The sequence below is a fragment of the Sphingomonas sp. BK069 genome (assembly GCF_014193405.1).
GTDB lineage: Bacteria > Pseudomonadota > Alphaproteobacteria > Sphingomonadales > Sphingomonadaceae > Sphingomonas.
This window is the reverse complement of the sequence record NZ_JACHZH010000004.1, coordinates 13,172-25,759: the sequence shown is the minus strand read 5'-3', so window position 1 is coordinate 25,759 and position 12,588 is coordinate 13,172. Positions and strand designations below refer to the sequence as shown.

The window sequence follows — 12,588 nt, the reverse complement described above, 5'->3', positions numbered from 1 at the left end:
AAGTCGGGCTGTCAGGTACGCTGGCGTTGCAGGACAAGGGCTCTCCACGAAGGCCCGAACACCCGGAGCGCAGAAGTCATGAAGAAGGTCGTCCTGCTCTCGCTTCTGCTGCTGACGCCGGAAGCGGCAACCGCCTCCTCGACGGCGGCCTGGGCCAGGCTGGGCGCGGACGTGCGTCAGCGCTGTTCCGCGGAGACGAGGCTTCGCGGCGCCACGACCTCCGATCCGGTGGTATTCAGCGACCTCTCCGGCAAGGTCGCGATGCTCGTGGCCGGCGTGCTGTCGAGAAAGGGAGGGCGGCCAGTGCGGGTGAGCTATCTGTGCCTCTATGACCGTCGAACAGGAAGAGCGGAGGTGCAGGAGGCCGGCGACTGGCGTGCAGCCCGCTGATGTCGTCCCGCAAACCGGATCGTGGCTCGTCCACCGTACCCGCTTCCGGGTATCCCATTCCGGACGATGCCCTACGGGAGCGCCTTACGTCGTGGCACGACGCGGCGATGGCTGCGTCGCTGACGTCGGGACTCTCCGGACTCGACATCATGCGAGGCATCCGCGACGGGACGCTACCCGCTCCGCCGATGGCGGAGACGATAGGTTTCCGGTGCGTCGTCGCGGAGCCCGGAGAGGTGGGCATGCGCCTTGACCATCATCCTTCGCTCGAGAACACGCTGCGGATGCTTCACGGCGGCGTCGCCGCGACCATGCTCGACACGGCTATGGGGGCGGCCGCCCATACCATGCTGCCGATCGGCGCTGCGGTCGTCACCCTCGATCTCACGCTGACCTACGTTCGCCCCATAGACGCCAGGAACACGCCGGTGACCGCGACAGGTCGGGTCCTGAACGTCGGTCGAAGAGTGGTCTACGTCACAGGCGACATCGTCGATCGCAACGGCACACTGGTCGTGCATGCCGTGGGCAACTTCTCGGTTCTGGGAGCGCGAGCGACTGCCGTGTCCTTGCCGCCATCGGAGCGGGACGGGGACGCGGCGGCTGGCTGAAGAACAACCTGCCATTCGACCCTACGTCGTTCTCCGGTCCAGCCTACGCCCTCATACAGCTCACGTCGGCCTCTAAAGCGTGCCGGGACGGAAAGGCAGCCTCGGCTCAGCGACGTTCGCGTCAGCACGCTACTTTCTTGAGCGCCTAGCCGTAGTTTCCGGAAAGAGAAGAGTCGCCGACTCCCATGCGGCCGGGCGGGTCGATGGCGACGGGGTCGCTGGCGGGGAACGACTCCTCCAACGCCTCGTCGAGGGCGTTTTCCTGCGACTGTGCTTCGGAGCGCCCTGAGTTCTCTTCCGTCATGCCGTCTTCCTTGATGCCTGAGCTAGCAGCCGAGTGGCACCCGTTGGCCCGCTGGTCCACCTACGCCAAGGTATGATGTTTTCAGATGAGCTGCGCGGCTCTCGTGGTTGCTTGAGCGCCGATTGGCGGCAGTCAGGGCCTGCAGCGGCGCGGGGCGACAAACCTGCCGACTTCGAGGCGAGGCCGAGAGTCGGGACGTGAAGTTGGCGAGCGGCACCGGTTTTTCGGGGCGCGACGCTCACGAGAACGGGCGACAACATGTCGGCAAGCGCGACGATCTGCCCCGGCGAGTGCAGCGTGACACCGCTCAGGTGCGGTCACAATTCTGCGATGGCGCAATAAAGACAGAGGTTCGCCTGCTTGGTCCTGACATCGTCACGGGCAGCCGAGCACTCGCTACGCCTCGCCCTGCGCATCGGCGAAACAGGTCAAATGGGCTTGAAAACCGCTGGCCTGATCCTGGCCATCAAGTCACGATGCAGGTCAGTGCGGGAGAAACTCGATGAAGCGGCTTGTTTTCTGTTTCGACGGCACCTGGAACAAGCTGGAGCCCGGACGGGCTACGAACGTAGTGCTGACCGCAGCCAGTATCGAGCGGATGGGACGCGACGGCGTTCCGCAGATCATCCACTACGACGAGGGGGTCGGTACCGGCGACCTGGACCAGTTCCGGGGCGGCATGTTCGGCACCGGCCTGATCGACAACGTCCGCGAGGCGTACCGCTTCCTCATCTTCAACTACGATCCCAGAGACGAGATCCACGTCTTCGGCTTCTCGCGGGGAGCATACAGCGCGCGCACCTTCGTCGGCTTCATCCGTCATGTCGGCCCGCTGCAGCGCTTGCATGTCGGCCGCATCGACGAGGCGCTGAAGCTCTACGAGGAGCGGCGCAAAGGTGACGAGGGATCGGACGGCGCGCTGCGGCAGTTCCGGTCGCGGTACTCCGGCTCCGTCTGCATCGGCGAAGGCGACGACAAGTGGCGGTGCGCGAACGTCGAGGGCTACAAGCCCGGCTCGGCGCCGCAGCTGCGGGTCAAATATCTGGGCGTATGGGACACGGTTGGAGCTCTCGGCGTGCCCGAGAAGCTGCCGTTCAGCGGATGGTTCAATCGCGAGTACGACTTCCACGACCCGAGCCTCGACGCCTTCGTCGAGAGCGCACGTCAAGCCGTCGCGATCGACGAGCGGCGTGAACTGTTCCCCGTCGTTCCGTTCGGCGACCTTACCCATCTCAACCGATCTGCCGGTGTCGAGCCGGACCACCCGGACGCGCCCTACCAGGAGAAGTGGTTTCCGGGCGTGCACGGTGCGATCGGAGGGGGCGGCGACATACGCGGCCTGTCGGACGACGCGCTCGCCTGGGTACTGGCCGGGGCCAAGAAGGCCGGGCTGAAGCTCGACACCGCCCACGGGACGCGCATTCACGGATTCAGGCCGGACCCGCTGGCGCCGCTGGTGAACGAGACCAAGCCGGAGTGGAGCGCCACTCAGCTCATCAAGGACGATCGCGACGGTCCCCGACACGTGTGGCAGGTCGCTCAGGCGGCCCAGCGCCGCTGGCGCACGCCGGCCGACCGCCTCGGCGGCGAGTCATACCGCCCCGACACCCTGAAGCACGTGGCTGCGGATCTCAACGCGATGGGCATGTGGACCTTCGAGCCGGCCGCCGACGTCCTCGCGGTCGAGATCGTGCAGCCGTCGGACACGCTCAGCCACTACGCGCATCGGCACTACGGCGATGCGAGTCTGTGGCGGGCGATCTTCGAGGCGAACATCGACACGCTGGACGATCCCGACGAAATCTTCCCGGGCCAGGAGATCAGGATACCACGCCTGACGGAGGCGATCGCATCGGGCGATTTCGGACATGCTGGTGGGTGAACGCGGTGGAGGTCAGTTCCGCCTCTATGTCCGCAATTGGCAGGAAAGCGGAACGTCTGCTTACGGGAACGCCGAGGGCGATAGCCGACATCGCGCGGCACAGCCTTTTCCCGAAAACGATGGTTCATTGGGAAAGGTGCGGCTTCCCAAACCTCGCCACATCGCCGAACCCAGCTAACGGTTGCCCACCACCATGCCGGTGAAACGAGCTACGCACCGGGCTTGGCGATGCGATCGAGCGCCTGGGCCAAATCGGCGATTAGATCATCGCCATGTTCGAGCCCGATCGAGACGCGAAGCAATGACTCCGGCGCGGTGGTCGCCGGGCCTTCGACCGAGGCGCGATGCTCGACCAGGCTGTGATTACCGCCAAGGCTGGTCGCGCGGGTGAAGATGGTCAGCGCCGCGGCAACCGCCATCGCCTCGTAACGTCCGCCATGCACCTCGAACGACACCATGCCCCCGAACTCGCGCATCTGCTGGGAGGCGACCTCATGGCCGGGGTGCGAGGGCAGGCCCGGATAGTGGACCCTGGCGACGGCCGGATGCCCTTCGAGGTAGCGACTGACCGTGAGGGCGGTGGCGCTATGGGCGCGCATCCGGGTCGGCAGCGTCGCAATCCCGCGCAACGCCAGCCAGCTATCGAAGGCGGACGCCAATACGCCGCGGTGACGCTGGATGGCGCGCAGCTCGTCAAGATGCGCGCCGGCCTCCCGCACGATCGCGGCACCGGCCATCACGTCGCTATGCCCGCCGATATACTTGGTCAGCGAGTGGACGATCACGTCCACCCCCTGCTCGAACGGGCGTTGCAGAACCGGCGTCGCCCACGTGTTGTCGGCGACGGTGGCGAACCCGGCGGCCTCGGCGATCGTCGTCACCGCGGCAACATCGACGATGCTGACCAGCGGGTTGGAAGGCGTCTCGATCCAGACGATGCCGGGCACGCCGTCGCGGCACGCCGCCTCGATGGCGGCATGGTCGGCCATATCGACCACGATCGTTTCGAGCGAGCGGCCGAACGCGGTGTCGGTAAGGAAGGAGCGAACGCCGAAATACATATCCCTTGGCAGCACGAGCCGGCCGGGATGATCTAGACGCAACGCCTCGATCGACGCCGAAATCGCGGCCATGCCCGACGAATAGGCGACCGCGGCCTCGCCGCCTTCCAGCGCCGCGAGCGCGGTTTCGAGCGAGCGGCGGTTGGGGTTGTCGTCCCGGCTATACTCGAATCCGCGGGAGAAGCCGCCATCGGCGTCGCGCTCGAAGGTGGTGGACAGGTGAAGGGGCGCGCTGACCGCGCCGGTAGCCTGGTCCACCTGGCGGCCGGAATGAACCGCGATCGTCTCGATCTTCATGCCTCTCTCCTGCTTAATTGGATGATGACGGTCATTCGACCGCGAGCGTTTCGCGGATGATGGAGCAACCGGGGATCAGCGTGCGAAGCCCCAGCTCAAGGCACGTCGCAGCATCGTCCAATGCCTCGATCGGCATGGCGTCGAGGCTTTCCAGCACGAACCACATGCGCCCGGTGAAGGTGTCGAGCCGGGTGCGGGCTCCCTGTCGCCAGTTCCAACGCCGGCACGTCACGCCCACGTCGTCACGCCAAATCACCTCGCCGGGGGTGGGATGCTCGATCGAAGGCTCGCCATTGGCGATCGTGTCGAACGGCTCGCTGCCGTCGGCGATCGTGAGCCGCGGTGCGCCGGCATAGGAGTCAATGTTCTCGCCTCCCACGGGCACGGCAAAGAGCAAGCTCACGGCATTATAGAGATCGACCACGGGGTTGATCGCCGGCAAGCTGCCGTCCTTCAGGACGCGCTTGCGGAGCGCCTGCGCGGAACAGGGCGTGCGGTTGGGCTTGGCACCGAAGCGGACATAGACCTCCGCCCAGTTCGCAAGGTGCGCCTCGGCCCATGCCGGGCCACCTTCCCGAACGGTGCGGCACGCACCCGCCAGAATAGCGGGATCAAGCGCAGCCGGCGCTGCACCGTGCGCGTCAACGAATAGGTTTACCGCCCGAAACCCCGGCGCGATCGGCGCCATGGCAGGGTCGATGGTCGGTTGCGGGAACATGGGCGGCGCTTCCGGATCGATGGTCAACGACGAACGCCGACAAGCCAAGGGGCGGCGTAGTGGTGGCGGACGGCCACCTCGGACGCCTGCAACATCATCTGCCACAAGCCGCCGCGCTGGGCGGTGTGCGATGGGGTTGGCTGTGATCGTGCACCTGGGGCGCTCCGAACTGCATGGGACAGGGTTGCGGGCATGGATACCTTCGGGACAATGGTGCTGGCCCGTTGCGGGTCGTCCCCTATCTGGTGCCTGACCGCCGGTAAGTAAAACTCATCGCTCTTACTGGCGTGAAGCCTTGCTTCACGTCAGCTCGCGAGCAGCGACTGCACAAATGGCGGTGGTGAGATGGCGGAGTGTAGCGGCGTGGAGCCGAGCGACGGTCCAATAGAGCTTCACGTCGAGGCGGAGGGCGGGCGGCAGCTCAACGAGCCGCCCCGATGCCAGATGCTCCTCCACGAGCTGCACCGGCTTCATGCCCCATCCGATGCCGGCAAGGATGAAGTCGAGCAGGCCGTGGGTCGACGGCACCCAATGGACGGGGCTGGCAAGGTCGATGCCGTGTGCCTCCCGCGCCCACCGGGCCTGCATGGCGTCGTGCCGGTCGAAGCGGATGTGCGGTGCACGTACGAGGCTGTCGGCCGTTACCCCGTCACCGAAATAGCGCGCGAGGTACGCCGGGGTAGCGCACGCAGCATAACGGAGGGCTCCGAGCGGGATGGTCTTGCAGCCCTGGACCGGCTCGGGATCGTCGGTGACGGCCGCCAACACCTCATTGGCGCGGAGCCGGTCGGCCGTCCGCGCCTCGTCATCGAGCGTCAGGTCGAGCGTGATAGCCGGGTCGGGGTCGAAGGCGGCGATGGCGGCCGGAAACCATGTCGGCAGACTGTCGGAGTTGACGGCAATGCGAAGCGTCACCGGCGCGCCGGCTTCGGCCGCGCCGCGGCCGAGCGACGGGGCGAGGTCATGTTCGAGGAGGCGGACGCGATCGAGGTGCGCGCAGAGCGTGCGGCCCAGCTCGGTCGGCTCGCACGGCTGGCCGCGGACGATCAGGATCGCGCCCAGCCGTTCTTCCAACCCGCGCACGCGCTGCGAGATGGCGGACGGAGTGATGCCGAGCGAAGCGGCACCCCGCTCGAACGTGCCCTCGCGCACTATGGCGGAGACAGCGGCGATCGAGGTGTAATCTAGCATCATGAAGCTATGCTTCATTCGATGTAGTTAAACAATATTCCCTCAAATAGTGGCTACAGCTACGTTCGCGGCAGCGGCGACGACGTTCCCGCCTCCGCTCATGGGGTATCAAGACCGGGACGGCCCGGCAGCTCATCATCGTGGAGGCTGCTGTGGCGTGGGTCGTGCTTGTCGTCGGAGGATTGTTCGAGGTTGTGTGGGCGTTCGCGATGAAGCAGTCGCACGGCTTCACAAGGATCGTGCCGAGCACCATCGCCGTCGCCGGGGTAGTGCTGAGCCTTGCGCTGCTCTCCTGGTCGATGCGCTCGCTGCCGCTTGGCACCGCCTACATGGTCTGGACCGGGATCGGTGCCGTCGGTGCGTTCGCGGTCGGCATCTTGGTCCTTGGCGAGCCGGCCAATGCGATGCGGCTGATCGCTGCACTGTTGATCCTGAGCGGGCTCGTCATGATGAAGCTCGCGACGCCGTAGGGGGATGAACGATGAAGGAGCTGCTGCTGGTCTATGTCGCCTATGTGATCGCGGCGGGCAGTCCCGGCCCGAGCACGATGGCGATCATGAACGTCGCCATGGGGCAGGGGCGTCGCCCCGCGCTCGCGTTGGCGGCCGGCGTCGTCACCATGTCGTTCGCCTGGGGCCTGATCGCCGCAACCGGCCTCTCCGCGTTGCTGACGCGCTACGCGCAGGCGCTCGTCATCCTCAAGGTCGCGGGCGGCCTTTACCTGATCTGGCTGGCGTTCAAGTCGGCGCGAGCGGCGCTGCGTGGTGACGATGCAGCGGTGCCCGCATCACGCGAACGTCCGGGCGCGAGCGCACTCTACCGGCGCGGCGTCCTCATGCACCTCGGCAATCCCAAGTCGGTGCTATCCTGGCTCGCGATCATGACGCTCGGCGTCGGCCCGCACGCTGCCACCGGGCGGGTGGTGGCGGCCTTCCTCGGCTGCGTCGCGCTCGGCGCCATGCTGTTCGGTGGCTATGCTCTGCTGTTCTCCACCGCCCCGATGGTGCGCGGCTATGCGCGCGCGCGCCGCTGGATCGAGGGAACGCTGGCCGTGGTGTTCGCCGGAGCCGGCATGAAACTCCTCACCGTCCGCTGATCCGAAAGGCGCGCTTGTGTCCCAGCTATTCACCGGCCTGTCGGCCTTTCCGCTGACCCCGGCCGATGGCGATGGGGTGGTCGATACCGCGATGCTCGGCATCTTGGTCGAGCGCCTGGTGGCGGCGGGCGTCGACTCGATCGGCCTGCTCGGCAGCACCGGCATCTACGCCTACCTCGATCGCACCCAACGTCGCCGCGCCGTAGCCGCCGCGATAGAGGCGGCCGATGGGCGGGTGCCGCTGATCGTCGGCATCGGCGCGCTCCGCACAAGCTGGGCGATCGACCTCGCCCGCGACGCAGAACAGGCCGGCGCATCGGGCCTTCTGCTCGCGCCGGTATCCTATGCGGCGCTGACGGATGGCGAGGCCGCGGCACACTACCGTGCGGTCGCCGGCACCACGCCGCTGCCGCTGTGCATTTACAACAATCCCGGCACGACCAATTTCAGCTTCTCCGACGCGCTGATTGGCGAGCTGGCCGCGCTGCCGGGCATCGCCGCGATCAAGATGCCGCTGCCGGCCGGCGAGGACTATGCCGGCGAGCTGGCGCGACTTCGCGCCACGACACCTGAGGCGTTCGCGATCGGCTACAGCGGCGATTGGGGTGCGGCTCCGTCGCTCCTGGCGGGGGGCGATGCCTGGTACAGCGTGATCGCCGGCCTGCTGCCGGAACCGGCGTTGCGGCTGACCCGTGCAGCACAGAACGACGATAGCGACGAAGCTGCGGTGATCGACGCAGCGTTCTCGCCCCTATGGTCGCTGTTCAAGGCACACGGCAGTCTCCGCCTCATGTACGCCATCGCCAGCCGGCTCTCGCTGCCGATCGGCGATCCGCCGCTACCGATCATGCGCGTCGGGGCTGACATCGTGGCGGCCGTCGAGACCGCCCTTGACCATTTGGGGGCCTGTCGAGCCAACTGACCGCCTTCCCGCAAACGATCGAATATCGGGAAAGGAATGGCCTTCTCAAAATCTCGCTACGATGTCCGAGCTGGTACGCCGGTAGCTTCGATCTGAAACGACGGCCTCCGCCGCGCACCTGCTTAATCGCCTCAAACTTTGGTTAGCGTCCTGTGCTGCAATTCGCGCGTATCACCCCGCCTCATACCCGGCTAAGGCTATGCAGGTCCGGAAGTCCGGGGGGACGGCCAGGCTATTGAAAGGGGCGGGGATTGCCACAGAGTCAGGCCGCGCGTCATGCAGGCGCGCTAAGAGAATTGGCGGTGCTCGACACTCCTGAAGAGCAGGCGTTCGACGACATCGTGTTTATTGCGTCGCGCACCTGCGACACGCCAATCGCTCTTATCAGTCTCCTCGATCATGACCGGCAATGGTTCAAGGCGCGCGTCGGCCTGGACGTGAGTGAGACCGAGATCGCTCAGTCGGTGTGCCAGATCGACATCGACGAAGCCAACGTGCTCGTCATACCTGATCTGACCTGCGATCCCCGCACCGCGAAGAATCCGCTGGTGACCGGCGAGCGGGCGTTCCGCTTCTATGCCGGCGCGCCGCTGGTTCTGCGCTCCGGTGTCGTCGTAGGACGGCTATGCGTGATCGATACAGTACCGCGCCCGGAAGGCCTGACGCCCGAACAGTTGACGCTCCTGCGCGCGCTCGGACGGCAGGTGTCCGACCAGCTTGACCTTCGACGCGCCGGACAGATCAGCGCTCGCCTGCTGGAACTGCAATCGGCATTGATCGAAATCGGCGAGTGCATCCGCGCCAGCGAGGAGGCAGTCGAAATGACCTCCGCAGCGGCTGCCGTCGTCGGTCGCGTCCTTCAGGTGGAGCGGGCGAGCTTCGGCCTGGTCGATCCCGACGTGGAAAACGTCGATGTCGAAGCGGACTGGACCGCGCCGGGCGTCGCCAGCATCGCCGGGCGTCACCGCTTCGCGGATTACGGCGCTTTGCGCGCCGATCTGGTAGCCGGCGAACCACTGGTCATCGAGGACGTGGCTACCGATCACCGCACCTCGGCCAATACCGCTGCGATGCACGCACTCGATATCGGCGCGCTGGTGAATATGCCGGTTCGGGAACGTGGGCGCACGGTCGCCATCTTCATCGTCAATGCCGCACGACCACGGACATGGACGCCCGACGAGCTGCTGTTCCTGCGCAGCGTTGCGGACCGTCTCGAAGCCGGTGTCGCCCGCCTGCGTGCCGAGCAGCAGCAAAGCATCCTCAACGGCGAGATCAACCATCGCCTCAAGAACATGCTCGCGATGGTGCAGGCGATCGCCAGCCAGACCCTGCGCGCTGTGTCCGAGCGCGAGCCGGTAGAGTCTTTCGAGCGTCGCCTTGTCGCGCTGAGCGCCGCGCATGACGTGCTGTTGCAGAAAAGCTGGAAGGACGCGGACCTGCGGACTGTTGCCGAGGCGGTGGTGGAGACGGTCGGCTTCGGCGACCGCGTGAACCTCGATGGTCCTTCGGTGCCGTTGGGCGCGCGCGCCGCACTCTCCTTTTCGCTCGTCGTTCACGAGCTGATGACGAATGCGTGCAAATATGGCTCGCTCTGCATGGAGGGCGGGCACGTCGAGTTGACATGGATCATCGAGGGCAACGCCCCGAACGCATCGCTGATCGTGCGCTGGCGCGAGCGTGGCGGTCCACCCGTCGTCGCACCGAGCCGGAAAGGCTTCGGCTCCAGACTGATACGGCTCGGTCTGACCGGAACGGGCGGCACCGACCTCCGTTATGACCCCGATGGATTCGAGGCCGACCTGCGGGCCTCCGTCGAGCATCTGGCACAGGCGTAGCAGGCACCGATGACCCTTACCGATCAAGATCCCGTGCCGATCGTCCTCGTCGTCGAGGACGAGCCGCTGTTGCGGCTGTTCGCTGCACAGGTGGTCGAGGATGCCGGCTACGAACCGCTGGAGGCGGCGAACGCCGCCGAGGCCATCGCAATCCTGGAGAGCCGGCCGGACATCCGGATCGTCTTCACCGACATCGACATGCCCGGCGGGCTGGACGGCATCAAACTGGCCGCGTGCATCCGCGACCGCTGGCCCCCGATCAAGATCATCATGACATCGGGGAAGCCCCTGCCGCCGCGAACTGTCATGCCGGCGGAGACCCTGTTTTTCCCCAAGCCGTACCGACAGGACCGCGTGATCGCCTCGCTCCATAAACTGGCTGCGTAAGGTCCCCTCGGATCAGCAGCCCCGATCAACGGACGGACGGCGAGACGGCCACGACGTCCCGTTTGGGATGGTGTTTTGGGATTGTGGCGGTGGCTCGCTTAGCCGGTTCCACCTGAGCCATCGGGAGCCGCCTTGGGGTCGGGATCCTGCGCCTTGCCGGTTTCGGGTGCCGCCTTCTGGCTCGGCATAGCGGTGAGATAAGCAACGATCGCGTCAACGTCCTTCTCGGCCACCGGCGCCTTGTACACCTCACGCATCTTGGTGACGGTCGCCTTCCACTGGTCCGCCGATAGCGCAGGCTGAGTTAGCGCCATGCTGGCCGAGTGGCACGAAGTGCAGTTGGCGTTGATGACGTCGGCGTGCGGACCATCGGGGTAGGTAGCGTCATCGACCGGCAGGTCGACGCTGGTCGAGGCGAGCGAAAAGCCGCGGGCTGAGACGCTGGTGGGCGGTGCCGGCTCGGATGTCTCGGAGATCGGGGCAGGCGCCTTGCGGCTACTCGGCGCCCCGATCGAGACGAGGATAATGCCGGTCAAGCCGATCAGGCCAGCGGCCATGATGCCGGGAGACGGGGTCTTCATGCTACTCGCTCCTCAGGCCGCGATGATGGTGGTGGTTTCAATGTTGCCGCGCATGAACCCGCCTGGGTTCCAGATCGGCTTCATCGGCTGGGCGACCCCGTTGGTGTTCCAGCAGCGCGCCATGATCGGGTTGGGGCCGCGTCGGAGCGGCACGCGCCCGTCCCAGCGCCGGAAGCTGTACCTGCCCTCGTCCGCTCCAAGCGCCGTCCTGTACCAGGTGCGGCCACCATCCGACGATACATCGACCTTGGCGACACCGCAGTCGCCGCCCATCGCGATGCCGCCGACCGAGATCGACGCCTCGTATGCGATCTCCTGACCATCGGGCAGGCTGGTCATCCAGCTGCGCGGGATCATGCGATTGATCGGCACGGTCGGGAAGTCCTTGGCCCCGGGCGCGACATTCGCGCCCGTCGTCGCGGGAATCTTGTAGGCCTTGGCCATCCAGTACCGGTCGTCGGGACCGGGCAACACCTCGATCGCGTTCAGCATCTTGACCCAATAGGTCGAATACCAGCCCGGCACGATCAGCCGGCAGGGAAAGCCGTTGAGGAGCGGCAGCTGCTCGCCGTTCATGCCGAAGGCGATCATCACCTCACCGTCGCGGGCATGGTCGATATCGAGCGCCTTCTCGAAGTCAGGGGCGCCAGCGACCACGGGCTGATCGAGCGCACCGAAGCGCACCTGCACCGCGCCTGTCTTGACCCCGGCGAGGTCGAGCACGTCGCGCAGGCGAACGCCGAGCCATTTGGCGTTGCCCATCGCGCCGTTGCCCCATTGCGCACCCGCGACCCGCGGCTGGAACAGCCCACGGCTGTTGCCCGAACACTGGTTGACCGCCGCCATCTCGACGCGCGGCAGTCGCAGCAGTTGAGCGAGGCTGATCGACAGCGGTCGGTTGACGTGGCCGAAGACGTTGAGGCGGAAAGTCTCGACGTCGATCGAGGTCGGGATGTCGGCCCAGTGCCAGCGGACGAAGAACTGGTCGTTGGGCGTGAACACCGACTTGTCGAACACATCCATCGGCGTCTCCAGCAAGGGCGGATGGACACGCTGGAGGATCATGCTGCCCTTGCCGGGAAAGGCGCTGGTCATCGGCCGTTCGGCATTGCCCCCAGGCAGCTTCAGGTCGACGAGCTGCTGTGCCAGCGCAGGTGCTGCGGCAAGGCCGGCGCTGCCGAGCGCGGCATGCCTGAGAAAGCGGCGACGGCTGATCTCACTCGCCAGCCCGGCGTCGAAATTGTCCATGACAAGGCTCTCCTGTGGCCAGCCACGCTGGCGGATCGAAGGGGCGTTTCGCAAGTGATCGG

The 12,588-nt window shown here is 66.2% G+C and carries 14 protein-coding genes; 8 read left to right on the top strand and 6 right to left on the bottom strand.

Annotated elements, in window-relative coordinates; all coding sequences use genetic code 11:
* The first annotated feature begins 78 nt into the window (after positions 1–78).
* The gene (locus FHY02_RS13730; protein ID WP_183923070.1) at positions 79–390 is read left to right on the top strand and encodes a hypothetical protein; all 312 of its coding nucleotides are present in this window, start codon (positions 79–81) and stop codon (positions 388–390) included.
* Positions 391–497: 107 nt separating this feature from the next.
* On the top strand, positions 498–1,001 hold the full coding sequence (locus tag FHY02_RS13725) for a PaaI family thioesterase (protein ID WP_221198649.1): 504 nt from the start codon (positions 498–500) through the stop codon (positions 999–1,001).
* 145 nt (positions 1,002–1,146) lie between these two features.
* Here the strand turns inward: FHY02_RS13725 and FHY02_RS13720 are convergent, their stop codons facing one another.
* Complete coding sequence (locus FHY02_RS13720) at positions 1,147–1,305, bottom strand: hypothetical protein (RefSeq protein WP_183923066.1); 159 nt, start codon at positions 1,303–1,305, stop codon at positions 1,147–1,149.
* Positions 1,306–1,807: 502 nt separating this feature from the next.
* Here FHY02_RS13720 and FHY02_RS13715 point away from each other — a divergent pair.
* Complete coding sequence (locus tag FHY02_RS13715; RefSeq protein WP_183923064.1) at positions 1,808–3,187, top strand: phospholipase effector Tle1 domain-containing protein; 1,380 nt, start codon at positions 1,808–1,810, stop codon at positions 3,185–3,187.
* A gap of 209 nt (positions 3,188–3,396) precedes the next feature.
* On the opposite strand, the gene FHY02_RS13710 is transcribed toward FHY02_RS13715, so the two are convergent.
* From FHY02_RS13710 to FHY02_RS13700, 3 genes are all read right to left on the bottom strand, one after another.
* Positions 3,397–4,545, bottom strand: coding sequence for a PLP-dependent aspartate aminotransferase family protein (locus FHY02_RS13710; RefSeq protein WP_183923062.1), 1,149 nt, complete (start codon positions 4,543–4,545; stop codon positions 3,397–3,399).
* A 31-nt stretch (positions 4,546–4,576) separates the two neighbouring features.
* The gene (locus FHY02_RS13705; RefSeq protein ID WP_221198648.1) at positions 4,577–5,290 is read right to left on the bottom strand and encodes a B3/4 domain-containing protein; all 714 of its coding nucleotides are present in this window, start codon (positions 5,288–5,290) and stop codon (positions 4,577–4,579) included.
* A gap of 273 nt (positions 5,291–5,563) precedes the next feature.
* Positions 5,564–6,472 carry a LysR family transcriptional regulator ArgP gene (locus FHY02_RS13700; protein WP_260172896.1) on the bottom strand — a complete coding sequence of 303 codons (909 nt, stop codon included), beginning with the start codon at positions 6,470–6,472 and terminating at the stop codon, positions 5,564–5,566.
* 134 nt (positions 6,473–6,606) lie between these two features.
* Here FHY02_RS13700 and sugE point away from each other — a divergent pair, with 134 nt between their 5' ends.
* From sugE to FHY02_RS13675, 5 genes are all read left to right on the top strand, one after another.
* Positions 6,607–6,924 carry a quaternary ammonium compound efflux SMR transporter SugE gene (sugE, locus tag FHY02_RS13695; protein WP_183923060.1) on the top strand — a complete coding sequence of 106 codons (318 nt, stop codon included), beginning with the start codon at positions 6,607–6,609 and terminating at the stop codon, positions 6,922–6,924.
* Between the two features lie 11 nt (positions 6,925–6,935).
* Positions 6,936–7,550 carry a LysE family translocator gene (locus FHY02_RS13690; RefSeq protein WP_183923058.1) on the top strand — a complete coding sequence of 205 codons (615 nt, stop codon included), beginning with the start codon at positions 6,936–6,938 and terminating at the stop codon, positions 7,548–7,550.
* Between the two features lie 16 nt (positions 7,551–7,566).
* Positions 7,567–8,472 carry a dihydrodipicolinate synthase family protein gene (locus FHY02_RS13685; RefSeq protein ID WP_183923056.1) on the top strand — a complete coding sequence of 302 codons (906 nt, stop codon included), beginning with the start codon at positions 7,567–7,569 and terminating at the stop codon, positions 8,470–8,472.
* Positions 8,473–8,774: 302 nt separating this feature from the next.
* Positions 8,775–10,310: a GAF domain-containing protein gene (locus FHY02_RS13680; protein WP_311731837.1), complete on the top strand. Its 1,536-nt coding sequence runs from the start codon at positions 8,775–8,777 to the stop codon at positions 10,308–10,310.
* Positions 10,311–10,319: 9 nt separating this feature from the next.
* Positions 10,320–10,697, top strand: a complete 378-nt coding sequence (locus tag FHY02_RS13675; RefSeq protein WP_183923045.1) for a response regulator — start codon at positions 10,320–10,322, stop codon at positions 10,695–10,697.
* Between the two features lie 98 nt (positions 10,698–10,795).
* On the opposite strand, the gene FHY02_RS13670 is transcribed toward FHY02_RS13675, so the two are convergent.
* Both FHY02_RS13670 and FHY02_RS13665 read right to left on the bottom strand, forming a co-directional pair.
* A complete protein-coding gene (locus FHY02_RS13670; RefSeq protein ID WP_183923043.1) occupies positions 10,796–11,278 on the bottom strand; it encodes a cytochrome c in 483 nt (160 codons plus the stop codon).
* A 12-nt stretch (positions 11,279–11,290) separates the two neighbouring features.
* Positions 11,291–12,526, bottom strand: coding sequence for a molybdopterin-dependent oxidoreductase (locus tag FHY02_RS13665; protein ID WP_183923041.1), 1,236 nt, complete (start codon positions 12,524–12,526; stop codon positions 11,291–11,293).
* Positions 12,527–12,588: the final 62 nt, after the last annotated feature.